This window comes from Pseudomonas sp. C2.3V (assembly GCF_058536325.1).
In genome coordinates, this window is record NZ_JBZUBN010000004.1 from 39080 (window position 1) to 63935 (window position 24856).

Consider the following 24856-nt stretch of genomic DNA (forward strand, 5'->3'; position numbering starts at 1 on the left):
CGCGTGTGAATATTCCTTTGGTAGGGATCTTAGTGAAGCTTCAGGGAAATGGTATGAGTAATTTGATCAATGAAGTAAACGGAGTCTGGCATGTTCCGCTTAGCGCTAACCATCCTGAATATCAAAGTGTTGGTTTAAGACGCAGGCACAATGATGACAGCCATACTGTCATCATTGTGGACGTTAAGAGATTGATTGAGTATTCAGACAACGATTTACCATGCTATGTAAAAGAGCCTGTTGAGCAATGGTCTGAGCATGATAAACAGGGAGTGTTTGATTTTTTAAAGCCACCTACGGCGAGACAGACCTACATAGAAATGCCGATCGTAGCTTTTGGTACGCGAACCCGATATTTCCGTGTACCTAGGTGTTAGGTCCCGGGAAGAAGGGGTTTGGATCGGTTAAAAAGAGCTGTGGTTGTTTGTGCCATTGCCCGAGGATAAAGCCAACCGGTGTTTGCCCTTTCAAGGCGCGCAATGGACGAGCGCTGTTATACGCCCAAAGATAATCTTTTATATGCTCCTGCAGCTGTTTAAGCGAGGCATAATGAAAGGTCTTGGTGGTGGCCTGCTTGATCGTCCGGTTCATGCGCTCGACCTGGCCATTGGTCCAGGGATGGAAGGGCTTGGTTAGCCGATGTTCAATACCGTGCCGATAACAGATCACATCGAAAGGATGGGCCCGATAGCTTTCTGTACCAGTCTTCTTGGCAAACTGGATGCCGTTGTCAGTCAGCACTGTATGCACCTTATAGGGTAATGCTTTAAGCGTACCCTCCAAGAAGTCGACTGCATCTTTGCGCATCATCTGCGTGTGCAACTCGGCATACACAAACTTCGACGTGCGATCAATTGCCACGAACAGATAAGCCTTTCCTTCTGCAGTATGCATTTCGGTGATATCGATATGCAGATAGCCCAGCGGATAGCGTTTGAAGGCTTTCTTCTCACGTACCGGCTCAGCTGAGCGCGGGAGGTTGCTGATGCCGTGTCGCTGGTAGAGCCGGTGCAGGCCCGAGCGCGAAAGCCTGGGTATGAAGCGCTGCAAGGCATGCAGGCAATCGTCCAGAGGCAGCAACGTCTTCTGCCGGAACGCAATCGCAGCGGCCTCTTCAGCCAGAGTCAGGGAGGTCGAATGCGGCTCCCGAGGTCCCATGGGCTGATCTTCAACCGAGTCACGCTTACGCCACTTGATCACGGTCTTGGGGTTTAAGTTGTAACGCTTACTTAGCGTCGCGATCGAATCCTGCGATCGCTGTAACTCCGCTCGGATGGCGTGCGTGGTCGTGGCGCGTTTGTGTAGAACTTGAGCCATGGATCCTCCTCCGATAGAGGTCTATACCATAAACCCTTTCTCTCTGGGACCAAACACCTAGGTTCAAGATCTTCCAAGAAATCTTTCAAAAAACCGAAAGTGAGGAAGTAAATTACGTTTCGTACGTGAACGGACGGCATAGGACGAGATACTTAGCATACGCGGGTGCTATTCAAATGCCTGTCATGTGCTCTATCAAAGTCGCTGAGAGCTTGAGGTTGCATTGCGGGGCTTAAGGAAATTTGTACTAATAGGAGATTGTTTTGATTTTATGGAAATGAGCTACGAAATATGCGTAAAGAAGCCGTTCTGTTAAGTCTTCTAGTATCGAGTCTGGCGAGTGCCCATTCATACGATTGGTCTGTAACTCAGTCCTATTTCAATAAAATTTTTATTAACCACCCCAATTGCGAGCCTCAACAAATGCGTTGGTCTCAGCAGGAATGTTCAAATTTTCGAGCTAGAGCTATGACTAGATTCCTGAAGGAATGGGATGATCGCCAATACTTGCGAAGCGGCAAAATTGTAGATAATCCCGCAGCTACTGCTAGGGTTAATTCTGAACTGCCTTAGTAAGACGCTAAGCTTTTCAACTCCGATATATCAAGCCTCTCGGGTTAAAAAATACGTTTTTTCCTGATCCCTATTCTTTACTGCGTTAAGCTCCTCTAATCGCTTTCACTACACCTGCTTCTCTACCAGGTGCCTGTGATGCCAACTACTCCTTGTGCTTGCTCTGCCTCTCGCACGCGTCAATTAAGTGCCGCAGCGATATGTCTCTTTTTATCTGCAGGCTGCTTTGGTGAAACGCTCGTTTTCACTGACAGCATTCATCCAGTGTCTAATACGGGCGGCGCTAAGGTCAGTCTTTTAGATGCGCCTCAGCACATCGAAAGCGAGCTATCCCAAGGGCTGCCAGCAGAACCAGAGCGTGCTGCAGAAATGGTCCAAGCGCGAATGCAGAGCGCTGCTGGCCATCAGCTCATCGAGCGTATGCGTCTCGCTCAGCAAGGAGTTGCAGATGCCTGGAGTCTTAGAGTTGAAAAACTGCCAGCAGTGGTAGTCGACCGCACCTATGTAGTTTATGGCATTGCGGACGTCGCTCAGGCTGAGGCGCTAATTGCGGCGCAGCGTAAGGTTGGTGAGCCATGAAGCTCCGTGCAAAAAACTTAAGGTGCTCGGTAGCAATTGCCTCACTTGGCTTTGCCGGCGCGGCTGCTGCAATCGATTCAATTTCTATTGCCTCATCAGTGGCCTCTCCCGATTGCATCGAATACAAAGTGGTCGGGATCTGCTATTGGCTAAAGTGCGGTGCTCATGGCTGTCACGTACGCACCTCTGCAAAAGTACGCCATTACGTGCCTGAGACGGTGGTATCGAGCTACGCCAATACAGGAGCAAATCCATGGACGGAGGTCTCGGCTTTTAGTCCCGCTAACACTACTGCTCAAAGTGGTTACAACGGCACCACGAATTACAAGCGTGAGAACGAGATGACGGTTTTTAAAAACGTAGACGTCATCGGCCATCCTGGCACTGTGCTGAGTAAATTTGCCGCCGCTACCGGCTACATTTGCAAAAGCGCAACGACGCCTTACATGCCTTATTTCTTAAGCACGTTTGATACAGTGGCTTGGCGATACGGTACCCCTGAAATGGCGTATCCACAGGCGCTAATTCCGGGTATGCGAGAAGTCGGTAGCATGACGGCGCTGAATCTTTGGGGAAATGTTTATCCCCGAGAGGGCTTCTTACACCAGGTCGATGACTATAAGGCCGCTGCGGTTATGGCTCAGCGTGCTGGCGATGTCGTTACGCGCTCAGGTCAAATTCATGTCTATCAGCCTATCATTGCAAAGGCTAGCGACGGTTACTGGCCGCCTGGACCAATCACTGAAGGCGATATCAAAACGCACAAGTGGCAAGAGCTCGTTCCCAAACTTAGCCAAAGCTGCGCAGTTTTCCCAAATGATAATCCCCGTTCTCAGGCTGAAGACGGCGCCTACGCTTGGGCGCTATGGCGACCCTATAGCTGCTGTAAGCGCGCAGGCCAGAAATTTTTATTTAGCACTGATTTTGATTCCTGATGAGTACTTATCTCCGAGGCCCGGCCATGACTTTCCTTTCTATCACACGACAGTCGCTGCGATTGGCTATAGCGATTGCTAGCTTCACCTTTACTAGTTTGGCCCTAGCAGCAGCTGACGACTATGGATATGAGGCTTCGGGAAATGTCATCGGTGACGATGTGCTGTACAGGATTGGTGGTGGTAATGCCGTTAGTATGGGAAGTGCCGGTAACATGCAAAGTATCGGAGTAGGCGCGGGATGGAATACCAATCTCATCTGCGGAAACATGAGTCTTACCACGACGCTACAAAACCAGCTCAATGGAGCTACTAACGGCTTCCAAACCATTATGAGTTCAGTCATTCAGAACGCTACGTCTGCAGTAGCTTCTCTCCCTGCGCTCATCATCCAACGTGCTAATCCAGCCCTCTACAACTTACTTACAAATGGCGTTCTCCAAGCGCGTGTGGACTTTGACCGCTCAAAAGCGACATGCCGCGCAATGGCAGAAAAGATGGCTAACATTGCTGGGAACCAGATGGGGTGGGGACAGTTGGCTGAAGGCCAGGCGATGCGCGATGAGGTGGCTGGTAATGGAGACGCCGTTGCCGCAACAGCTGCAGCAGAGGCGAGCCGAGGAAATAGGGGCGTCCCTTGGGTCGGTGGCGAAAATGCAGGCGGTGCTGGCCAACAGCCTATCCGTGTGGTCGGAGATGTAACGCGGGCTGGCTATAACCTTCTGACTGGCCGTTCTGCCAAGGAAACGTCTAGTATCGGGACAAGTGATTGTGACAACGGACTGGTTTGCGGCACCTGGTCTTCACCCCAAGAGGCAGTAACTTTTGCCAATCGAGTATTGGGTGAGCAGGAGCTGCAGACCTGTGAAGACTGTAATAAGACCGCCACAATGACAGGTGTTGGATTGTCTCCTCTGATCCAAGAGGAATACGAGAAAAAGCTCACGGCGCTAAAGAATCTTGTTGATGGTAATAAACGTCCTACAACTGAAAACCTTAAGGAGGCCAGTAGCGACTCGCTACCCATCACTCGTGGTGTGATCGAGGCGCTCCGAAATGAACAGGACCAGGCTGTTCTAATGCGCCGTTTAGCCTCCGAGGTTTCTCTAGCCAGTATTCTTGAGAAGGCGTTACTGCTGATGCGATTGCTTCTAGCCGGTGCTAAGGAGCCTAACGTTGCTAACAATGATCTCGCTCTTGAAGGCTTGCACAAGCAAAACGATGTCCTGCAACAGGAAATCCTTAATCTTAAAACAGAACTAGAACTCCGCCGCGAGCTCGCTAACAACTCGCCTCAAACAATCATCGATCGTGCACATATGCGTGGTGAAAACTCGCGCGGTGTGTTCCAAGGCGATGCGCAACCCGATCGGCTGCAACAGCTAGAAAAATCGTCAGGAGCAAAATGATGGTAGCGAAGCGTCCCCTGCTACTGAGCAGTCGTCTATGGATGCCTCTACTAGCTAGCATCCTGGTGGTTTTGGTTGCCCTGGCATTTGATTTAGCGGGTATCAAGCACTTAGGCAGCGTACAGGCGTGGAGCGCCTGGAGGAACGAGGCCTATTGGTATTTCTTTGCGTGGCGACTGTGCCTTTATGCAGGCTTAGCCTATGGCTGGTGGTGGATGCGAAAGCGTGTGCTTAAGCGTGAACCTACTATGCAGGCTAGGGCTCGGCTTCGCAATGGCGGTCTGGGTGGGGTAGTGACGCTTGTGGTGTTTGAGCTTGTAAAAGCAGACGTATTCTAGGGGATTGGAGATGACGCTCTATACAACAGACTACCTAGAGTACTACCTAACCCTTGTAGGTTGGCTGATCAACAACGGTATTTGGGATACGTTGGCAGACACTGGCCTCTTCGCTCTCCCCTTCCTCGCTATTGTTGGTCAAGAGTGGCTTAGAGCTCGAGGCGAAGGTGCCGATGAAGGCAACAAGGGCGTCCTCTCTGCGCTTCGCATTGAGAATCGAATCTTCGTTGCCATCTTTGTCATTCTGTTTGCCGCGCTTCCGATGAAAAGCATCGATCTATCTACACTGCAGTTTGACGATAGCCGCTCCAAGCAATGCCAAATATCAGTACCTAAACCTGGTGAAACAGGTTGGGGAAGCTCATTCACAACCCTTAATGGTCAGAGCGCTAAGGTCCCAATCTGGTGGGCTATGATTCATGCCTTATCTAAGGCCATAAACGGAGCCGCCGTAGCAAGTATCCCGTGCGGTGTTGACCTAAGGCAAATGCGTATGGACGTTAATGCTACGCGTATCAACGATCCTGTACTCACCCAAGAAGTCGCCGACTTTACGCATGATTGCTACGGTCCTTCCAGAGCCAAGATGTTTATGGACCGTCCAAAGCTAGGGTTGGATGAACTCAACGATGTAAGTTGGATTGGTTCGTCCTACTTGGTGAATACCAGCGGCTATTATGATGCGTTTCATTCGTCGACCCCCCGTACTGCTTTTCCGTACAACGAGACGCGTGATGCAGGCTTAGCCAGGGTTGATAGCGGAGGGGGATATCCAACCTGCAAGGAGTGGTGGACCACAGGCAGTACGGGTTTGCGCGCCAAACTTCTTGCTCAAGTTGAACCAACATTACTAGTAAAAATGGGTAAATGGGCCAGCTTCCTGAATCAGGATGAGGTAAATGACTCTGTTATCCGGGATGTAGTATCACCTAGACAACAAAGAATGACCCAAGGAGCGGCTTATACAGATTATGGTGGTCAAATTGGCGTGAACGGCTATAACCAAGCAGCACGCATTGCCGCCGGCGCTGGGCTAACAGTAGGGTCATTGGCTTATTTCCCGGCCATGGACGTGGTGCGCCAAGCCTTACCCATGGTAATGGCATTCCTCAAAATGGCCTTGGTGATCTGTATTCCGTTGATCCTGGTCTTTAGTACTTACAGCTTAAAAGCTGTGATGACCGTGACCTTTGTACAGTTCGCGCTATTTTTTATCGACTTCTGGTTCCAGTTGGCTCGTTGGATTGACAGCACAGTGATCGATGCACTGTATGGTCCAAATGCCCCACATCAAAATTTCAATCCAGTAATGGGATTGAATAACACTGAGTCGGATATGTTGCTTAACTTTGTTATGGGTGCCATGTTCATCGTCCTGCCTACCTTCTGGTTAGCGACGTTGAGCTGGGCAGGGGTCCAAGTTGGAAACATCGCGGCATCGTTTGGGCAGGCGACTGGTGACGCTAAGGCGGCAGGAAGCGAAGGCGTTAATTTGGCTAAGAAAGCCATTTAATTAGGCTTATCGAGCTGCTTAGCCCCTAGCCGTTGCTGCACCTAGGGGCTAAATGTCATGCTGGTAAGGGTAATCCCTTACAACAATTAGGTTTCAAGAGGGTGACTTCATGGACGAAACGGAAGTAAATCAAGTCTCTACTAGCCTTCCCGCATCAGCTGAGCTCACCGAGTTTTATGCGGTATATAGTGAGCTAGAGGATCGCCTTCTGATTAATATCGAGCCTTCTCTCTGGCATTTTAGCTACGAAGATGCTGTGAAGTTTCTTAGCCTTGCTGACGCTCGCATAGCCGCTAGACGAAGATCATCGAGTCTAGCGATTCCGGTTCGTATCACTCTTAACCAGTCTGAATGGCATATGGAGCCATTACCGCTTAAAGACTTACCTGCCGGAGGCTCCTGGATTATTGAGATTGAGGATCTGGAGTATCCAGAGCGGCGCTACTACTTGATGAAGGGTGGTCGCCTGCCCAAGCTCTCAATGCAAATAGAAGACGCCAAGCCTTATAAAACTGAGCAGGCTGCCATAAAAGCAGAGGCTGATATCAATCAAGGGAAGCGGTTTCGTGCACGGCGCCGGCAGCTTACGGCACAGGTAGTTCCCTTGTTTCCATAGCTATAGGGCTTATCATGGGAAGTGCTCGACTGACCAAATCCATTTCATCAAGTAGACTCAGATGCTCATTATTCGAATGCAAAACGGCTTTACCTTGAACTTGGAAAAGTCGATTGGTAGCGCAGGCAAGCACGCCATATGGGAGTTTCACCGAGGTGAGAACTCATACATGCGTCCTCCAGACTACACGCCCTGGAGACATGCTACGCTTCTCCCAGCAGAGCCCAGCGGAGGCCAAGTAGTTCAGGTAGCGATCTGCCGGCCTGGCCTGGATGAAGCCGAGTGGATTCCGGTTGGCGAAGGTATTGCTAGGTACGAATCAGAGCGCTGATTGCTCTTGGGATGCGTAGGTGGCTTTTCTCTTAGGAACTACCGGGGCTGGTGACCAAAGACCAGCGACTGAATTTAGGTAACCAGCTCCGGTAGCGGTATAAACCATACCATAACGCAACACTAAGGTAGATTGCCTAGCGACCTGTATCTGTAGAGGTCGCTCCGGTATTGTTTTGGACTATGTCAAAACGCTCAACAGTCGTCATTATTTTTGTAGCTGTTAGATGTAGCGAATAAATAATGTAGTCGTTTAAGTCTTCTTGCCTATTTATCGCTACGCCTAAAAGACCTGTTGTGAGTGTAGTCACTGGGGTACACCTTAATGACTACATAAAAAGTAAGATAACGCTATGAAGATATAAGCTGTTTCTGCTTCATCTATATGCCAATTCGCATATACGTAAATACATATGTCATACCGTAATCCTGCCCTATGGCTAACTCAGCAAGCATTGCGACTATTTACCGCCTAGATTCTTAAAAAATAGCTCGTGTCGGCAGCGCATAATGGCCGTTATGGAAATCAGAGGGGGTTAAACAGCTGCCATAGGCGGCTTTACCGCTTACCGAAGAAGGGTATCAGACGTGATGTAGATTAGGCTCTAACCTACATCACGTTCTTTTTGATGTGGCCGACTCTGTTCTTTTGACCCAATCAGGCCTTATTACTTACCCAATACAATCCTACGCGCCGCAAGCTTAGCCGTTCTGAAGTCAAAGTGAATCCCCAAGGCCTTTGCCTTGGCTCGCGACTCTTCCATCAAAACATTTAACTGTTCACGACGCTCTTGGAGGGTAGTTGTCATTATCCTTACCTCTATTGAAGTTATCCATTCCCTTGACGGCTTTTCCTATGCCTATTTTCAATAGATAGGTAATGAGTTACAGCCGCTAATCTCTAGGACAAGGAAAGGTAAAAAAGTTGCCTTGATAAAAAATTTACTTGTAACGGCTAGCTTTCGACTCTTTTGAGATAACGACTCAAGGTTGGGCAGCAGAATGATCGGCGGCTTACCACAGCCCATCGATTGATGAGAGGTTAGCCATCTTTCAAAAAATCGTGTTAGGCTTATTGAGCTAAATGACTAGTAAAACCGGATATAGAAAGGTATCCCATGATTAAGTTGACTGTGCCCACCTGGCTGCCTACGCCGCCATAGATCTCCCCCTCCCTTAGAAAGCGGCCCTGCTTTCGTCTAAAGCTTAGCTGTTATTCAGCCCAGGCTTTCTGCAGTTGTACCGGTGTGTCTTACGCCTGTCTGACGGCAAATCAAACCCTTAAAACTTATCGCTGCTTTGCTCTGCACGCCCTTTGTTTTGGCATGCCTAGTCACGCATATTGCGCGGATTTTTTATGCTCGCTGCTATTAGAAATACGTGGTTTTCCAACGTAAAGAACGATCTTTTATCCGGTATTGTGGTAGCCCTCGCCTTGATTCCAGAGGCCATCGCGTTTTCCATCATTGCAGGTGTCGACCCGAAGGTTGGGTTGTACGCCTCCTTTTGTATTGCTGTTGTGATTGCATTTGTGGGCGGTCGTCCCGGCATGATCTCGGCCGCGACTGGTGCCATGGCTCTGCTGATGGTCACCTTGGTCAAAGAACATGGCCTTCAATATCTTCTGGCCGCAACGCTTCTTACAGGCGTGCTCCAGATCATGGCCGGTTACCTGAAATTGGGCTCGCTGATGAGGTTTGTCTCGCGCTCGGTCGTCACCGGCTTTGTCAATGCCCTGGGTATCCTGATCTTTATGGCTCAGCTACCCGAACTCACCCATGTAACCTGGCACGTATACGCCATGACAGCAGCCGGGCTTGGCATCATCTATCTCTTTCCCTACATCCCGGTGATTGGCAAGGCCCTTCCCTCCCCGTTGGTATGCATTGTCATTCTTACTGCGGTGTCGATGTCCCTGGGGCTTGATATCCGTACGGTGGGCGATATGGGAGCGCTTCCGGATACGCTGCCCATTTTCCTCTGGCCTGAAGTACCCCTCAACCTGGAAACCCTGGCGATTATCTTCCCTTACTCGGCGGCGCTTGCAGTGGTGGGCCTGCTGGAATCCATGATGACCGCAACCATTGTTGATGACATTACCGATACGCCCAGCGATAAGAACCGTGAGTGCAAAGGTCAGGGCATCGCCAATATCGCCTCTGGCTTGTTGGGTGGCATGGCCGGTTGCGCCATGATCGGCCAATCCATCATTAACATGAAGTCAGGCGGCCGGACGCGCCTGTCATCGCTGTCAGCGGGTATCTTTCTACTCTTGATGGTGGTCTTCTTAGGTAAATGGTTATCGCAGATCCCCATGGCAGCCCTGGTGGCCGTCATGATCATGGTGTCTATCGGGACCTTCAGCTGGGATTCAATCCGTAATATTAAACACCATCCCCTCTCGACTAACATCGTCATGGTCGCAACGGTTGCAGTGGTCGTGGCCACGCATAACCTGGCCTATGGTGTCCTCGTGGGTGTCCTGTTGGCTGCCCTCTTCTTTGCCAACAAAGTGGGCCGCTACCTGCGCGTTGACTCGGTCCTGTCAGCAGATGGACATGAGAAAACCTACAGAGTCGCTGGTCAGGTGTTCTTTAGCTCATCCACTAAATTCGTCGATTCGTTCGACTTTAAGGATGCTGTAGACAAGGTCGTGATTGACCTGACCCATGCCCATTTCTGGGACATTACCTCAGTATCCGCACTCGACAAGGTAGTGATCAAGTTTCGCCGCGAGGGTACTGACATTCAGGTCATTGGCCTGAACGAAGCGAGCAAGACCATCGTTGATCGCTTTGGTACGCATGACAAGCCTGACGCTCTCGACAACCTCATGAGCCATTAACAACAAGGAGAACACCATGCAAAATGTCATCGCCTGTATTGATGGCTCCGCCTCTACCCTCTCGGTGTGTGACTATGCGGCCTGGGCCAGCACCCGCTATGGCCTGCCTCTAACGCTTCTGCATGTCCTGGACCGGGCACAGTATCCAATCCCAGGTGACCTGAGCGGCTGCGTAGGTCTGGGCAGCCGAGAGCACTTACTGGATGAGCTCACTCGGCTGGATGAGCAACGTGCTCGACTGGCTCGTGAGCAAGGGGAGCATATGCTGGCCGCAGCGCAGCAACGCGCCGCCGAGGCTGCATCCGTTCAGGCAAGCGTCTTGCAACGGCATGGAAACCTTGTCGACACCCTTCGTGATCTGGAAACAGACATGCGTCTGTTGGTGATTGGCAAACAGGGTGAGCACACTTCCAGCACTGGAGTTGGCAGCCAGGTTGAAAGCGTGGCCCGCACGCTCCATCGCCCTATGTTGATTGCTACAGGCGCGTACAAAGAGCCCAAACGAGCAGTGATTGCCTTTGATGGCAGTGAAACGGCGCGCAAGGCTGTGCAGATGATTGGTAACAGCGCTCTTTTCCAAGGGCTTGACTGCCATGTGCTCTTTACAGGCCAGGCCTCAGCGGCCAACAGTGAGCAGCTGGAGTGGGCGAGGCAGACCCTCGCAGCAGCGGGAATTCAGACACAACAGGTGGTCCGTGAAGGTGAAGTAGCCGATGTGATTCCCCAATACATAGCGGAACACGCCATGGATATGCTGGTAATGGGGGCTTATGGGCACTCAGCCATACGGCGCTTCCTGGTAGGTAGCACAACGACCCGCATGATCCAGCAAACCTCGGTACCTCTGCTTTTGCTCAGGTAATTCTTCTCACTTGGCCGTGTCTCTTCCGGCGCGGCCATGGTCTGCGGCATCTCTCATGCTTCATAAGTATTTAAGATTTACCTCTGCCCACTGGAAGCCCCTACTGTTTGGCAGCATCCTTATGGCACTTTCCAGCTTTGGACAGACGTACTTTGTCGCGTTATCGGGGCCTCAATTCAGGCAAGCCTTTGATCTATCAGATGGAGGGCTTGGAACAGTCTATGCCATAGGAACAGTATTGAGTGCATTGACCCTGCCCTGGCTGGGCCGCCTGATCGATCGCGTCAGCGTGCAGCGTTACAGTCTTTGCGTAGCAGCTCTACTCACCGGTGCCTGCCTGCTGACGGCTTTCAGCCCTGCTGTCTTTTTTCTCGGACTAAGCTTTTACTTGCTTCGTCTGGGTGGTCAGGGGCTTATGGTTCATACCGCGATGACGGCGACTGCGCGAAACTTTCCGGTGGATGCAGGCAAGGCGTTGGGCGTTATCGCGCTGGGCCTGGCTATTGCCCAGGCCATAATGCCGCTGGGTGCCGTCAGCCTGATCGATCATCTGGGATGGCGAGCTGCCTGGGCTATCAACGCTGTCGTCGTAGTACTTGGCACTGCTGTCGCACTTAAAGTATTGCCCCGCCAGGTGGCTATCGCTGCCCCAGCAAGCAGCAATGCCTCTAACAAAGCAGGCTCGAAAGGCTTGGCTTTATGGCTGGATGCACGCCTTCTGGTCACCCTTCCAGTGATTCTGGCCTCTCCCTTCGTCACAACCGGATTCTTTTTTCATCAGGTGCGTCTGGCTGAAGAGAAGTCCTGGGCCATTTCATGGGTAGCTGCCTGGTTTATCGCCTATGCCATTACCCAGGCCATTTCCTTGCTGATTGCAGGCCCCATTATTGATCGAATTGGACCAAAGCGTTCTCTGCCCTATTTCATGGCACCTCAGGCAGCTGCCATGCTGGCTCTGGCCCTGAGCAACTCTGTCTGGGTGGCCCCTGTCTACCTGATATTAACGGGTGTCTCCTCGGCAGTAGCCTCAACCCTGGCCACAGCTTTGTGGATGCAGCTCTATGGGCCTGAGCAATTAGGTCGAATCCGCTCCTTTGTCGGTGCCTGGACCGTTATTGCAAGCGGAGCCTCGCCGGTCGTGATGGGTCTCTTGATAGACCAGGGCGTTTCGCTGCAGGCGCAGGCCTTGGGATGCTTTGTATATATGGTCCTGGCTAGTCTGTTGTCCTTCAAAGCCATAAAGTTGGAACGTGATTTGATCCAGCCGTAACCAGCAGGTGGACGGCGACCTTTTATCGGGTCTCGTTCAATTTTAGCAATTTGCCATCATCTAATTGAACTTGTTTAGTATTACTCCCTCATAGACACGTGGCTCAGTTGTAAAGCGGCTATTTGCAGCACTTTCATACGGATGTGAGCCTGGCGTTTCACGTAATGCTGACCTTGTTAGTATTACCCTCTTGAACAGATAAGCGGATTATCAACATGAACCAAACCATGAACGTCTGGATGCCAACTCCGCCATAGTTTTACCCCTCCTCCTCGGGATGCTTTTGCCTATCCCGTCTAGAAGCTCTGCTTGCCTAGCCAGCGGATGCCTTCGGCTGCAACCTTAAATTTTAGTACTACGTACTACTCTCGCATCCTTGCTCTTTTGCGGAGAAGGTTTTCGCGCCCATGTTTTTGGGGCCGGCCTTTTTTTGTTCAGGAGTGACCTATTGAGGTATCAGGAAGATGCTTTTCAACTCAATGGTATTTATTGCTGGGTTTCTCCCAGTTGTTCTTCTGGGCTTCTTTGTACTGACCACTACTGGGCGTCACCGGATAGCAGTGCTTTGGCTAACTCTTGCATCACTGGTCTTTTATGGCTGGTGGAACCCTTCAAATGTACCGCTGTTATTGGGCAGTATCGTCTGTAACTACCTGCTTGGTGGCTACCTGCTGCGCCATCCTTCGAGAGGCGTATTAGCGCTGGGAGTCATCGCCAACATTCTGCTCCTGGTCTACTACAAATATACGGGGTTTCTTTTCGGTGCCTTGGACGACGCCCTTGAACTAGGTTGGTCAGTGGATGACATCGTGCTCCCGCTGGCCATCTCGTTTTTTACGTTTCAGCAGATCGCTTATTTGGTCGATGCACACGATGGCGAGGTGGTAGAGCACGACTTTCTCAACTACTGCCTTTTTATTACCTTTTTTCCGCACCTGATTGCCGGGCCGATTACCCACCACCGTGAGATGCTCGAGCAATTTCGTGAGGGCGATAACTTCAAGCCGCGCCTGGATAATCTCTCTATAGGCACTACTGTATTTCTGCTCGGGTTATTCAAGAAGGTCATCATTGCAGATCCTCTGGGAGAGAAGGCATCACCAGTATTTGCCCTAGCTGCGCAGGGTACGGTTCCTTCCTTGTACGACGCTTGGACCGGTGCCCTGGCCTATACGCTACAGATCTATTTTGACTTCTCCGGTTATAGCGACATGGCTATCGGCCTTGGCCTGCTCTTTGGTATCAGCCTGCCGGCCAACTTCAACAGCCCTTTCAAAGCGCATAACGTGATCGACTACTGGTCGCGCTGGCACATGACCCTGACGCGCTTTCTGACAGCCTATATCTACAACCCAATCGTTATGCGCATTACCCGCCGTCGAATGACGTCAGGCAAGGCGTTGCCCAAGCGAGGCAAGATGAGCGCCGGAACGTTTTTTGCCCTGGTGGCCTACCCCACCGTGCTCACCATGTTTATCTCCGGTGTCTGGCACGGCGCTGGCTGGCAGTTCGTGGCCTTTGGCCTGCTGCATGGCTTCTATCTGGTCGTAGCTCATGGCTGGAGAGCCTATAAAGCCAGCAAAGGCTGGAAGCTTGACAGCGACAAGTGGCTGCACAAGGCGCTGGCCGTGTTGCTGACTTTTTCCTGCATCGTAGTTGCGATGGTGTTCTTCCGGGCGCATGACCTGTCAGCGGCTCTGGCTGTTCTGTCCGGTATGTTGGGCATGAACACCTCAACGGCTGACCTGCATCTCAGCCGTGACGTAGCCCTGACCTTTTTGAAGATCGTGCTGCTACTGACCTTTGTCTGGACGATGCCCAATATCCCGCAGTGGATGAGCCATTTCCGTACCGCTCTGAATACACGTACCCATCAGCATTGGCTGTTAGAGCGACTGCCAGCCGTGACTTGGCGGCCCTCTTCGGCAATTGGGACCGTCATCGGGGTGATCGGCTTTTTTGCACTGGCCTGCGCCTTTTCGGTTGCTCCAACCGAATTTCTCTACTTCCAATTTTAACAAACCATTAAAGGAGTAAACGCTATGGAACAGCTACCTTGGCTTCCCCAGCATCCTGACCTAAGCGCAGCCATTGGTATGGCCAAACGTGAAACAGAGCCCTTGGTGCGTCTGGAGCAGGCGGCAAAGCTTGCCGGGTACCGTCGGGACTTCACAGCGACGGGGCGACTGGACAAACTTTCCATCAGCGGCCTTGAGCAACTGGCTGAAACCGGCGACTTTGCGGCGCACAGGTTTACCCCGCTGCGTATGGCGCTGCTGTCCTCTCATACGGTTGATCACCTTGTACCCTCTATTCGTGTCGCGGGTCTTGGGCGACGGTTGGCTCTGTCCGTTTATGTCGGCCCCTATGGCATGTACCGGCAGGCTTTATTGACTGAAGACCCAGTGCTAACTGCCTTTGCGCCTCAGGTTATCCTCTTGGCATTGGACGCCAATGATGCGCCTCTGAACCTGCCCGTGGATACGGGCGAAGAGGAGGTGGAAGAAGCGGTTAGGACACGCGTTGATGAGCTGCGGCTGCTCTGGAGACGAGCCAAAGAGCGCTACGCGGCAAAAGTAATACAGCAAACCCTGGTCCCCTCGGAACCTGCACTTTTTGGCTCGTTTGAGGCACTGGTCCCTGCCGCACCCCATAGCGTTATTGAGCGCCTGAACGCTGCCATTCGTACAGCGGCTCGCCAGGAAGGAGTATTACTGCTGGATCTAGCCGCCCTGGCTGCACAGGGCAGCTATGGCCAAGGACTGGCCGAGCCGGTCCGCTGGCACCAGGCCAAGCAGCTGGTCAGCCCGACCCTGGCACCGCTGTACGGCGATCACCTCGCCCGGATTCTGGCCGCCAGGGTGGGCCTGTCGCGCAAGTGTCTGGTACTGGATCTAGACAATACTCTCTGGGGTGGCGTCATAGGAGACGATGGCCTTGAGGGTATCAAGCTGGGACAGGGCAGCCCTAGTGGAGAGGCCTTTCTCGCCTTCCAACGTTATGTGGTGCGATTGGCTGAGCGCGGCGTGATCCTTGCGGTGTGCAGTAAAAACGATATGGCGGTGGCTGAGGCAGCCTTTGAGCATCCTGAAATGCTCATCAAACGAAGCAGCATTGCCGCCTTTGTAGCGAATTGGGAAGACAAGGCTGGGAACCTTCGCCGAATCGCTTCTATGATCGATATCGGCCTCGATAGTCTGGTTTTTGTGGATGACAATCCTGCCGAGCGCGATATCGTCCGCCGAGAATTGCCAGAAGTCGGCGTACCTGAATTACCTGAGGACGTTGCCGATTACGCAGCTCGTGTTGCCGCAGCGGGCTATTTTGAATCGGCCTCCTTTACGACCGATGACGCCACGCGAGGGCAAAACTATGCGCTCAACGCTCAGCGCAAAGCCGCCCTAGGGCAGGCAACAGACATGGAAGGTTACCTACGCGGCCTGGAAATGGTGCTCACTGCTACCCGCATAGGTACCGCCGAGCTGACCCGTAGCACCCAGCTGATTAACAAAACCAACCAATTCAATCTGACGACTCGCCGATATGGCGAGGCTGAAGTCGAGCGCCTGGCTGAAGACCCACGGGCAATCGCACTTGCTATCCGCCTAAAGGACAAGTTTGGGGACAATGGCCTGATCAGTGTGGTTCTGGCTCGCCCAGACTCATGCCTTGCTCCTAAAGAGCTATACATCGACACCTGGCTGATGAGTTGTCGGGTATTGGGCCGACAGGTCGAACAGGCCGTGCTGGATGTACTGATCACGACTGCCACCAACGCAGGCTATCACGCCTTGATTGGTGAATACCGGCCTACCTCGCGCAACGCCATGGTGGCTGAACATTATCCAAAGCTTGGATTCGTTTCCAAAGCGGCTCCTGAAGAACACATCCCAGACGCCCAGTTCTGGCACTACGACATGACTACTCCCCGCAACGTCCCCACCCACTTCATTGAGGTAACCCACGCATGAACAAAGCTGATATCTACACCGCACTTACCCAGGTATTCCGAGACGTCTTCGATGACGACACGCTTGTCCTTTCCTCTGAAATGACCGCTGACAACATAGATGGCTGGGACAGCCAAACACATGTGCTGTTAATCGTCTCGGCAGAGCAGCGCTTTGGAGTCAAATTTAGAACAGCGGAGTTGGAGTCCTTAAAGGACGTAGGTCACTTCGCTCAGCTCATCAGCGAAAAGCTTAACGGAAAGTAAACCTATGAAGCGGACCGCAGAAACAATCAAGGACAGAGTAGGTGTACCGTCTGCTCGGATAAGCCCAAGGTATCTGGTTGCAGTATTGGGCGGAATGCTAGGCGCCATGGTGGCCTTCTGCGGCCTGCTATTTGGGCTGCATGCATCCGATAATCTCCCTCCCCCCGCCTTTTCCAATAGTCTATGCGTGGACGAGAAACTGAGTTTTCTAAGAAACCACCCTATCAGCTCGCCCGATCTACTGGTCATTGGCTCCTCAGTTGCCTGGCGACATTTTGATGGGGACGCTTTGGTACAGGCATCGCCTGGAGCGAAGCCTCTTAATGGCGCCTTTTGCGGGTTGCATGCCAACCAGTCCGTGTATGTAGCTAACTGGCTCCTGGACAGGGAGCCCAGCGTTCGTCAGGTTGTCATGATCATTGATCCACTGGACTTTGCTGGCTGTTGGAAGGTGCCAGATGCGGTGTTCAACCGTAGCGACGCTGATCGCTACGTGTATGAGCAAGCGCCCGTCTGGAAGTATTATCTGAATTACTTTGCGCCTGGCTCGTTGCTGCGTAATGCCTTGAGCATAAAAGATCAGCGTAATGACCGAAGCGACTTCGATCCGCTGGTCTTTAATCGCCATGGTGACGGTCCGCTTTATACAAACAACAGTCGTGACCTCTTGTACGGAGCCCCGGAGCCGCTGGACAGTGGGTGCTTTTCGGCTCTGAAGTCGCTGGCAAGCCGCTTAAAGCAGGACGGCTTACCATTTACGGTAGTTTCAACGCCATTGCATCCGGACTGGAAAGCACAGCACGACCCTACCGGAGCGTTCCTGGATCGCTTTGATAACGAAGTAATCACTGCCTTGTCGGCGACACCGGCCAAGTACTGGAATGCAGACAAACAATGGACCGCTCCAGAGGGTGCCTTTGTCGACGCTATCCACCTGCGCTGGTCTGCCGCCCAAGCGTTTTCCAAAGCTCTGGTACAGCAACTTGATCTGGACCTACCGGCGATCCAAGTGGAGATGGAGAGCCGCGCCTTAACTCCGGATAGCCAACCAAGCATGGCTGCTGCCAATAACACAGCTCAGAATCAGATTACGTTTTAACTTACGGAAACGCGAGGTAGACCACTAGTAACAATGGTCTGCCTGGCCGTCAGGTTGGTTGAGAGGGTTAGACGCCTTGAAAGTGTTGCATCCAGCACTCGCTGAAAGCAGTCTGCCAGTCTGGCAGCGTAACACCCCATTGGGCTTTGATCTTTGAACAGTCCAAGCGCGAGTTTGCCGGACGCTTTGCCGGAGTTGGATAATCGGAAGAGGGAATCGGAGACAGAGCTGCACAGGTAATGCCCTGTGCAGCCAGTTTCTCAGCAATGAGCTGCGTAAAGCCAAACCAGGATGTCTCACCTGATGAGACCAGGTGGTAAATACCCCATTCGCCTCCGGTAGAACGCGTGTATCGCTCAACAATCTGCTGAGTTACCGCTGCAATTGTTTCAGACCAGGTAGGCGCCCCTCTCTGATCGTTAACCACATTTAGTATGTCTCGCTCCTGCAGGAGTCTATACATGGAGCGAAGAAAACAATGACCATCCTGTGAGTATACCCAGCTGGTACGAAGGATTAGGTACTTGCCTCCTACGGCCTGTATAGCTTTTTCACCCTCAAGCTTACTGCGCCCATAAGCGTTAATGGGGCGCGGCGGTATCTCCTCGTGATAGAAACCATTGTGCGCCCCGTCAAATACATATTCAGTTGAGAAGTGAATAAACGGGATATCAAGCTTTGCCGCTGCCTGAGCAAGAATACCAGGGGCTTTAGCGTTAACCGCGAACGCCATAGCCTCATCGGATTCTGCCTGGTCAACAGCAGTATACGCGGCGGCGTTAATGATTATGTCAGGCTTGATTGCCATAACGGTTTCATAAATAGCATCCGTCTGGGCAAGGTCTAGCTCTTGTCTACCTAATACAACTAAATCGTCAGAATGCTTGAGGCAACGCTGTAAGGCCTTGGAAACCTGTCCCGAGCGCCCATTAATCAATATTTTCATACCCTTCCCATACTCCCTGTTAACAAGGGTGGAATATATTTGTTAGGCACCTTACAAATGAGCATTGCTTACTGTTATAGGTATAGATTACGGTCTGAAGCAATCTCGGCTAATCAATAGCGGCGATATGACATTAAGGGGCTATTTGGGTTCTCTATAAATGGAGAAAATCCTTATTTTCAGAGGGTTCAGGTAACTATCAACCAGACCAGTCACCGTATTCACCTACTGATGATAGGCCAGTTCTAGACAACAGCAGAAAAAGCCTATGTATTTGCTCTAAGTTCCAGCGCTACCAGGACTGAACGGATACCAAAGCTCCTCACCTAAAGTGCTATAGGACAAGCGGATGTTAAGAGCGCGGATTGACCTCAAGGACGATATTGGGAGCGGAAGGGTAAATTAGCGCATCGCCACTTATAGGGATAGACACAGGGTTTCGACTTGTTGGCATGTGACCTAGATCTAAGGCTAGCTAGCAAACGCTGCAATTACCTCGTACTTGGATCTTCACCCCAAAGGAGTGTCTTGTCTGCATCGCGCAACGGACGTTATGGTAAATCTGGTGTTTGAGTAGATAGACCAAACTAGAGCACAGACGAAACCCGCAATATTGATAATATTCCCTTAAGGGAATATTATTCCCTCCATGGCATGGGAAATCGAATTCACAGACGAGTTTGAAGGCTGGTGGGAGGATCTGACTGAAGCAGTTCAGGAGGACATCGATGCCCACGTAACCCTTCTAGAGGAACGGGGTCCTCAGCTTCCGTTTCCGTTTTCAAGTGGGATCAACGGCTCCAGGCATGAGCATATGCGTGAGCTCAGGGTGCAAAGCGGAGGTAGCCCTATCAGGATCTTTTATGCCTTCGACCCTAGACGCGCAGCCATTCTCTTGATCGGCGGGGATAAGACTGGGGACAACCGCTTTTACGAAAAAATGATTCCAGTAGCTGACCGTCTATATGACGAGCATCTGGAAGAAATAAGGAAAGAGCAGAGGTAAGCATCATGTCTGGTAAGAAGTCGTTTTCATCTTTACGTGACAGGATGTCCCCTGAGTCGAAAGCACGCAGTGCTGAAAAGGCTACTGCGTTACGCGCAGAGATGGACCTGTCCGAAATCCGCCGTGCCCGTAAGCTATCTCAAGAGCAGCTTGCTGAAATACTACATGTGAGCCAGGGAAGCGTCGCTAAACTCGAAAAGCGGACGGATATGTATATCAGCTCTATGCGCCGCTTTATTGAGGCAATGGGGGGCGAGCTGGAAGTAACGGCCAAATTTGCAGATCACACTGTACGGATCAGCCAGTTCTCTGATCTAGATAAGGCCAATCCATAGTCCCGCTCCCGCTTCTCTAGTGAGATCTTGTTGATCGTAAAAGTCGATTGGAAGCGTTAGCAAACTTCGGATGAAAGGGTTTTATCTTAGTAAGACCCTATTGTGCCCTCCAGACTACACGACACGCCCTGGAGACATGCTGCGCTTCTTCCTGCAGAGCCCAGCGTAGTTCAAGTAGCGATCTGCCGACTTGGCTTGGATGAGGCCGAGTGGATTCCAGTTGTAGACGGTGTTGCTAGCTATGAACCAGAACGTTCAGCGTGACTTCTCAAAGACACCAGCTGAGCTTAAAGCGTGAAAAAATTTTAGAGACATGTGAAAAGGATCACGGCAAAATCGCAGAAATTTTTCGGAAGTGTGAAGGACCATACGATGGCTGCCTCAAAAGAAACAATAACAAAACTTAAAAAACTTAAAATTATTAAGTTTAGAGCTCTAGAGGATCTTGAAGTAGACTTTGGAGACCGAATAACCGTTATATGCGGCAAAAATGGTACGTCTAAGTCCTCGATATTAGGGATCGCAGCCCAAGTTTTTAACTTCACAAGAGATTATTCTACAGGAAAAAAACTGAGCTATAAGACATTAACTAATGATTTCTTTAAATCGCAGCCATCTGATCATTTTCGTTTGTCCAAAGAATATGATGTAACAGGTACTATGAATACCGAGGTTACTATATTTGATGGATACACTAAGCAGCTGGGTCAGATGAACCTAAGAATTTATGATTATGAGGATCGCCCAGATCCAAGGCCTGTAGTCAGGAATAATAGATTAAGGCCAGGGAGCCAAACTAGCTGGAGTCCAACTCATCCTGTAATCTACTTAGGCTTAGACAGACTAACGCCCATAACTAAGCGTGAAAAATACGATTCATATCATTTACAATATCTTGAAGACAATAAAGATTTATTCTTAGATTTGAATCGTAAACTGCTAAATAAAAAAGATTCGTCTAGAGCAACGGCAACGACAGGGTCGCTGAGCTCTGCAGTAGTGCACGGAGATAATTATGATCAAAATTCCGTTTCAGCTGGAGAGGATAATGCTGGCCAGCTAATTTTAGCACTAATGTCATTCGAAAAATTAAAGAATGAATATCCCGGTTATAAGGGCGGGCTCCTTTTAATCGATGAAGCCGACGCTGGTCTATTCCCGGCTGCCCAGATAGCACTGATCAAAATTCTATCTAGATTAACTGATAAATTAGATTTGCAGGTTATCATGACAACTCACTCCCCTACAATGATAGAGGAGGTCTACAAATTACATAAAATTGATAACTCAAAGTATAAGACTGTTTATCTGAGTGATACGTGGGGAAAGATTGCGAGACAAGAAGATATATCATGGATAGATATACTTGCTGATCTTAATACTAGAACAGTAGAGGTCAGCAACTCTGTAAAGCTACCTAAGATAAATGTCTACTTTGAGGATGGAGAGGCATGTGACTTCTTTAACGCAATTGTCACTAATAGAAAAATACGAGAAGTAATCAGTCAGCTAAAAGAAGTTACTTTGGGTTGTAAACAATACTTAACTCTAATAAATAGTGGTATCCCTGAGTTTAGTAAGAAAAGTTTGATAGTGTTAGATGCTGATGCATACGATGGAAAGAAATTGAGTTATGACACAGTCATTTTGCTTCCAGGGCCTTTACCGCCAGACCAGCTAATTTTCGAATTTTTATACAACCTAGACGATTCTGACCCATATTGGAGAAACCAGTTTAGCTTTACCAAAGCTGTTTTTAGAAGGATCGCTGATCCAATTTTAAGTAGACTTGGGCTAAGAGGCAAAAGCATTGAACTGCTGAAGTTTATTCAAGAAGATCGAAAAAGAAATAACCAGCCTGCACTAAGAGATCTTTTCAAGGCATTTTATAACGATCCTGAGTTGCAGGCGATGATAAACGGTGGCGTAAAAAATAACCCTTGGCGGCTATGGAAAAAAATTAACGCTGATAAAAGCGATATGTTTCAGCATAATTTTAAACGGCAGCTACAAAGGATTGCGATAAACGGCTATGGTCTAGATGCTTCAGCCATGTCCTACTTGGACATCTAGAAATATAATTATACTGGTTATTTTTGTATATTTTGAGGATTTTAAATGTCTGTTGCTCCGTCATTTGTTACTCCATTACGCTATCCAGGAGGGAAAGGGCGCCTAGGCGCCTGGCTGGCTAAGCTAATTGAGCATAACGGGCTTGATGGAGGCACTTACATAGAGCCTTATGCTGGCGGAGCAGGTGCAGCTGTATATTTACTTACTAAAAATTATGTGGAAAATATAGTTATTAATGATATAGATCCTGCAATCTATTCGTTTTGGTGGTCTATTTTTAATGATAGCGATCGATTCCTTCGATTGCTTAATGATACTCCTGTTAATCTTGATATATGGAATGTTCAACGAGAAATTTTCTTAAAGGGTGATAGTTCTGATAAAACTGAGCTAGGTTTTGCTACATTTTTCCTAAATCGAACTAATAGATCAGGCATTATCAAAGGTGGTGTTATCGGAGGAAAAAAACAAGATGGTAAATATAAGTTAGATGCCCGCTTCAACAAGAAGTCTTTATCTTCTCGAATTGAGGAATTGGCCCTTATTGCGTCAAGAGTAAAGCTTGAAAATTTAGATGCTATGGATCTAATTGCTAGAGAGGACACGATTGAAGGGAAAAAGCTTATTTATTTAGACCCTCCCTACTTTAAAAAAGGAAGTCAATTATATAGAAATCATTATAAGCCTAGTGACCATATAGAAATTAGCAGTTTCGTCACGGGTTTAAAGTCTCCATGGATCGTTACTTATGATAACTGCGAAGAGATTCATGAGATTTACTCTGGTAAAAATAAGCAGGAATTCTCTTTTCATTATTCAACACATATAGCAAGACCAAAAGCTCAAGAAATAATGTTTTTCGGAAATCTTTCTTTGCAGTCTCCGCCTACTATGAGGCGTTAATTTTAAATTTGTCTATAGCTTCTAGCGCGTTTTAAATGCTAAAAGTAGAGTCATTTTCTATTTTAAGAATCTTGCTATTATTAGATGTGTATACGTTCAACCTCCCCCAAGCTTATTTCATCCCGGCGTCGGTCATATAGCTGAGTCGTCTTGGTTGATGAGTGGTTAGCCATCGCCGCCGCAATTTCGATCGTCCCTCCATTCTTAAGATACGCTGTAATCCCTGTAGCTCGGAAGGTATGGTTGCCGATCTGGGTACCGATCCCCGCTGCCTTAGCGCGACGACGCACCATGGCATGCGCATTGGACTGATGCAGCGGCGTGTTGCTGAGCTGATCAGTTCCACGCTTTATAGTTCGAAAAAGTGGCCCTTTAGGGTCATTTCCAATACCGGTTTGATCCAGATAGGCGTGCAAGTACTCCTCCAGGGCGTGATGGCACGGCATCTCATGGCGTTTGCCGCCCTTCTCTTTCAGCCGCACCCACAGCCGGCGATTTTGGATATAGAGATCCTCTACCTTCATCGCCAGCGCGGCGCCGATACGGGCAAAGGAAAACACCATCAGCCCAATCAGGGCGCGGTCTCTGAGCCCGGCCGGCGTACTGATATCGATGCTGTCCAATAGCTGCCGCGCTTCTGTGGCGTCTAATACAGGCGTCTTGCCCTGACGTGCCGTGTGCCGTGGCCCACGCACCGATGCCGCGGGATTCGTAGGAATTACCTGTCCTGTTACCAGCCAGTCGAAGAGATGCTTGAGTGCCGCCAGGCGTTGCTTGACCGTGGGCGCCGACACCTGCTGCGAGAGCAACTCGATCCAGGCTGCCACGTGTAGCGGCTGCACCTGGGTAATAGACCCGACTCCAACCTCTTGGCACCACTGCAGAAAATCTGCCACCGCTCGCCCATACGCGCGCCGGGTATTCGGATTGCGAATATTCGAGGTAAAGAATTCCAGGAAGCGAAGCTGCGCGTGATCCCCCGCCTCATGGATGAGTGCCGGCAGCGGAGGCAGTGATGAAGTGGAAAGCAGGCTAGGCAACATGGAATCTATTGATCTCGTCTTTTTGATTAGAAATTTTCATACAGGCGCCAAAACGACCCTTTGCCTCAGAATAGCCGAAAAGAGCGTTTGATAAAGGACATTATCAAGTGTATGACAGGTAGGATGTAACCCGCTACACTTGTTCATAGTTACGGAGGAAAAGACCTTGACTTCATCTCAAAAAAGCTCTAGTGCTCGTGCGGGTGAATCATTTGGCAGAGGCATAAAGAGAGTGTGGGCAACCTTTAACCTCTTTGAGGCTTGGCTTGCAACCATGCTCAATAAACTAGGACTTCCTATACGAGCGTGTCGAATCGCCAGTTTGATCATCAGTTGGTCCTTAAAAGGCTCGCTTCTTTTAATGATGTCGTATGTGGCAGCCTGGTTTGTTTTCCTCGGAGCGCTCATTCTAGCGATTCCTTTCCTAGTCAATGGAGCCAAGAAAGATCCGCTACCTAGTGAGCGCGATCCTATTGAGTGGACTTATGGGCCAGATGGACCTGGGGGGTACAGAGACGGTATCAACATCGCCTCGTTGGATACATCGAAAGAATAATTACTACCATAGTGTTCCGCTTCCATTGCCTTTCTTAACTGTTTCGCTTGGCCAACATAAAATCGGTAAGTGTGAAACCTGATTATTCATTG

At 50.0% G+C, this 24856-nt stretch carries 23 protein-coding genes; 20 read left to right on the forward strand and 3 right to left on the reverse strand.

Annotated features, from left to right (window positions below; translation table 11 throughout):
• Positions 1-53: 53 nt before the first annotated feature.
• On the forward strand, positions 54-377 hold the full coding sequence (locus tag AC4LF3_RS24490) for a hypothetical protein (protein WP_491836865.1): 324 nt from the start codon (positions 54-56) through the stop codon (positions 375-377).
• Here the strand turns inward: AC4LF3_RS24490 and AC4LF3_RS24495 are convergent.
• On the reverse strand, positions 367-1317 hold the full coding sequence (locus AC4LF3_RS24495) for an IS481 family transposase (protein WP_491836866.1): 951 nt from the start codon (positions 1315-1317) through the stop codon (positions 367-369). The two genes, AC4LF3_RS24490 and AC4LF3_RS24495, sit on opposite strands and share 11 nt — an antisense overlap.
• Before the next feature lie 80 nt (positions 1318-1397).
• Here AC4LF3_RS24495 and AC4LF3_RS24500 point away from each other — a divergent pair, with 80 nt between their 5' ends.
• The 14 genes from AC4LF3_RS24500 to AC4LF3_RS24565 all read left to right on the forward strand — a co-directional run bounded on the left by AC4LF3_RS24500 (position 1398) and on the right by AC4LF3_RS24565 (position 17902).
• Entirely contained in the window at positions 1398-1553 is a 156-nt protein-coding gene (locus AC4LF3_RS24500) for a plasmid fertility inhibition factor family protein (RefSeq protein ID WP_409521849.1), read from the forward strand.
• A gap of 535 nt (positions 1554-2088) precedes the next feature.
• Complete coding sequence (locus AC4LF3_RS24505; protein WP_281271262.1) at positions 2089-2469, forward strand: TIGR03757 family integrating conjugative element protein; 381 nt, start codon at positions 2089-2091, stop codon at positions 2467-2469.
• Complete coding sequence (locus AC4LF3_RS24510; protein WP_112297594.1) at positions 2466-3404, forward strand: TIGR03756 family integrating conjugative element protein; 939 nt, start codon at positions 2466-2468, stop codon at positions 3402-3404. The genes AC4LF3_RS24505 and AC4LF3_RS24510 overlap by 4 nt, the downstream gene beginning before the upstream one ends.
• A gap of 26 nt (positions 3405-3430) precedes the next feature.
• Positions 3431-4813 (forward strand): integrating conjugative element protein, encoded by a 1383-nt coding sequence (locus tag AC4LF3_RS24515; RefSeq protein WP_112297601.1) that lies wholly within the window; start codon positions 3431-3433, stop codon positions 4811-4813.
• Positions 4810-5151: a hypothetical protein gene (locus AC4LF3_RS24520; protein ID WP_146766033.1), complete on the forward strand. Its 342-nt coding sequence runs from the start codon at positions 4810-4812 to the stop codon at positions 5149-5151. The genes AC4LF3_RS24515 and AC4LF3_RS24520 overlap by 4 nt, the downstream gene beginning before the upstream one ends.
• Before the next feature lie 10 nt (positions 5152-5161).
• Positions 5162-6664: a conjugal transfer protein TraG N-terminal domain-containing protein gene (locus AC4LF3_RS24525; protein WP_313727712.1), complete on the forward strand. Its 1503-nt coding sequence runs from the start codon at positions 5162-5164 to the stop codon at positions 6662-6664.
• A gap of 109 nt (positions 6665-6773) precedes the next feature.
• Positions 6774-7280 (forward strand): hypothetical protein, encoded by a 507-nt coding sequence (locus AC4LF3_RS24530; protein WP_112297535.1) that lies wholly within the window; start codon positions 6774-6776, stop codon positions 7278-7280.
• A gap of 1687 nt (positions 7281-8967) precedes the next feature.
• Complete coding sequence (locus AC4LF3_RS24535; protein ID WP_112297537.1) at positions 8968-10455, forward strand: SulP family inorganic anion transporter; 1488 nt, start codon at positions 8968-8970, stop codon at positions 10453-10455.
• 16 nt (positions 10456-10471) lie between these two features.
• A complete protein-coding gene (locus AC4LF3_RS24540) occupies positions 10472-11317 on the forward strand; it encodes a universal stress protein (protein WP_112297538.1) in 846 nt (281 codons plus the stop codon).
• Between the two features lie 55 nt (positions 11318-11372).
• On the forward strand, positions 11373-12587 hold the full coding sequence (locus tag AC4LF3_RS24545; RefSeq protein ID WP_112297539.1) for an MFS transporter: 1215 nt from the start codon (positions 11373-11375) through the stop codon (positions 12585-12587).
• A gap of 464 nt (positions 12588-13051) precedes the next feature.
• On the forward strand, positions 13052-14605 hold the full coding sequence (locus tag AC4LF3_RS24550; protein WP_112297540.1) for an MBOAT family O-acyltransferase: 1554 nt from the start codon (positions 13052-13054) through the stop codon (positions 14603-14605).
• 24 nt (positions 14606-14629) lie between these two features.
• A complete protein-coding gene (locus tag AC4LF3_RS24555; RefSeq protein ID WP_112297541.1) occupies positions 14630-16558 on the forward strand; it encodes an HAD-IIIC family phosphatase in 1929 nt (642 codons plus the stop codon).
• Positions 16555-16803 (forward strand): acyl carrier protein, encoded by a 249-nt coding sequence (locus AC4LF3_RS24560; RefSeq protein WP_112297542.1) that lies wholly within the window; start codon positions 16555-16557, stop codon positions 16801-16803. The genes AC4LF3_RS24555 and AC4LF3_RS24560 overlap by 4 nt, the downstream gene beginning before the upstream one ends.
• Before the next feature lie 4 nt (positions 16804-16807).
• Entirely contained in the window at positions 16808-17902 is a 1095-nt protein-coding gene (locus tag AC4LF3_RS24565; RefSeq protein ID WP_181591826.1) for a hypothetical protein, read from the forward strand.
• A 67-nt stretch (positions 17903-17969) separates the two neighbouring features.
• Here AC4LF3_RS24565 and rfbD read toward each other — a convergent pair whose 3' ends face one another.
• On the reverse strand, positions 17970-18848 hold the full coding sequence (gene rfbD, locus AC4LF3_RS24570) for a dTDP-4-dehydrorhamnose reductase (RefSeq protein WP_112297543.1): 879 nt from the start codon (positions 18846-18848) through the stop codon (positions 17970-17972).
• 649 nt (positions 18849-19497) lie between these two features.
• On the opposite strand from rfbD, the gene AC4LF3_RS24575 reads away from it, so the two are divergent.
• The 4 genes from AC4LF3_RS24575 (at position 19498) to AC4LF3_RS24590 (ending at position 23165) form a co-directional block, all read left to right on the forward strand.
• A complete protein-coding gene (locus tag AC4LF3_RS24575; RefSeq protein WP_112297544.1) occupies positions 19498-19854 on the forward strand; it encodes a type II toxin-antitoxin system RelE/ParE family toxin in 357 nt (118 codons plus the stop codon).
• 5 nt (positions 19855-19859) lie between these two features.
• Positions 19860-20189: an XRE family transcriptional regulator gene (locus AC4LF3_RS24580; RefSeq protein ID WP_181591827.1), complete on the forward strand. Its 330-nt coding sequence runs from the start codon at positions 19860-19862 to the stop codon at positions 20187-20189.
• A gap of 372 nt (positions 20190-20561) precedes the next feature.
• Positions 20562-22262 (forward strand): ATP-dependent nuclease, encoded by a 1701-nt coding sequence (locus tag AC4LF3_RS24585; protein WP_112297545.1) that lies wholly within the window; start codon positions 20562-20564, stop codon positions 22260-22262.
• Positions 22263-22307: 45 nt separating this feature from the next.
• Positions 22308-23165 carry a DNA adenine methylase gene (locus AC4LF3_RS24590; protein WP_112297546.1) on the forward strand — a complete coding sequence of 286 codons (858 nt, stop codon included), beginning with the start codon at positions 22308-22310 and terminating at the stop codon, positions 23163-23165.
• An 80-nt stretch (positions 23166-23245) separates the two neighbouring features.
• On the opposite strand, the gene AC4LF3_RS24595 is transcribed toward AC4LF3_RS24590, so the two are convergent.
• Positions 23246-24208, reverse strand: a complete 963-nt coding sequence (locus AC4LF3_RS24595; protein WP_112297547.1) for a tyrosine-type recombinase/integrase — start codon at positions 24206-24208, stop codon at positions 23246-23248.
• Positions 24209-24374: 166 nt separating this feature from the next.
• Between AC4LF3_RS24595 and AC4LF3_RS24600 the strand changes: the two genes are divergently transcribed.
• Positions 24375-24764 (forward strand): DUF3742 family protein, encoded by a 390-nt coding sequence (locus tag AC4LF3_RS24600; RefSeq protein ID WP_181591828.1) that lies wholly within the window; start codon positions 24375-24377, stop codon positions 24762-24764.
• Positions 24765-24856 lie beyond the last annotated feature (92 nt).